General features: G+C 56.9%; 1 protein-coding gene. It reads left to right on the top strand.

Annotated elements, in window-relative coordinates; translation table 11 throughout:
- Positions 1–1,170, top strand: a 1,170-nt coding sequence (locus ACFY9W_RS29075) for an integrase core domain-containing protein (protein ID WP_391138306.1), incomplete at its 5' end; no start/stop codon positions are given.
- Between the last annotated feature and the right edge of the window lie 39 nt (positions 1,171–1,209).

The following is a 1,209-nucleotide window of genomic DNA, read 5'->3' as shown; positions in this document are numbered from 1 at the left end:
TGGCGAGAGCTAACACCTATGGACCTGAAAATGCTTTTCATCGCCGACTACCTACAGGGGCCACCTAGCTTCAGCGCCCTGTGTGAGGCCTACGAGATCAGTCGAAAGACTGGCTACAAATGGGTCGAGCGATACGAGAAAGAGGGCCCCGCAGGCTTGGAGGAGCGCAGCCGGCGTCGGTTGACCCAGGAATGGGTTGTGCCCGTCGCGGTCCGCGAGGCCATCGTCGAATTGCGCGGTCAGGGTGAGACGGTGCCTGGGCCGAAAAAAATCCAGGCAGCGTTGCAGGAGTGCTTTCCTGATCAGGCGCCACCCTCGAAGACCGCGATCTACAACATCCTCAAGAAAGCCGAACTGATCAAGCCGCGGCGTTTACGTCAGCGCGTGGCCATCTATCCCAAGCCACTGGAGAAAGCGGAATCGCCCAATCAGCTGTTCAGTGCCGACTACAAGGGGCAGTTCCTCACAGGAGCAGGTGTCTGGTGCTATCCGTTGACGATCATGGACCACGCCAGTCGCTTCTTGCTTGCGTGTCACAGCATGGCTAACACGAACTTCCTGGAAACGCAGGCAGTGTTCACCGAAGTATTCCGCGAAAATGGCCTGCCTGAGCGTATCCGCACCGACAATGGCGTACCGTTCGCCAGCAAGGGACGCGCAGGCCTTTCCCAACTGTCGATCTGGTGGTTGCGTTTGGGCATCATTCCCGAGCGCATCGCACCAGGCAGACCTGAACAGAATGGCCGGCACGAGCGTATGCACCGGACACTCAAGAGCACGCTTCCTTCACCGCCGGCAGTGGCATGGGAGGCTCAACAACGGCACTTTGATCGATTTCGGCAGCATTACAATTACGAGCGGTTGCACGAGGCGTTGAAACAAAGAACGCCGGCGTCCTGTTATCAAGCTTCGCCGCGCCCATTCCCTGAAAAGCTGCCTGAGATGACTTATCCCAGCCATATCGAGAGCTTGTCAGCTGACAGCTGCGGCATCGCCAACCGCCGTGGTTTGAGGATCTATGTAGGATACGTGTTGAAGCACCAGACCATTGGGCTGGAGCAAGTTGGAGAGGGGGTGTGGGATGTTATTTTCGGTCCCATCATCCTCGGTAGGATCGATGCGCGTGATGCCGTTGATGGCTATGTGACGCTCAAAGTGTCACCTATGTGAGTGAACTTTTATGTAACCCATGTGAGTGACCCGTACATG

The organism is Pseudomonas sp. NPDC008258 (assembly GCF_042956345.1).
Classification (GTDB): domain Bacteria; phylum Pseudomonadota; class Gammaproteobacteria; order Pseudomonadales; family Pseudomonadaceae; genus Aquipseudomonas.
The sequence above is the reverse complement of the archived record's forward strand: the minus strand, read 5'-3'. Positions and strand labels throughout refer to the sequence as shown.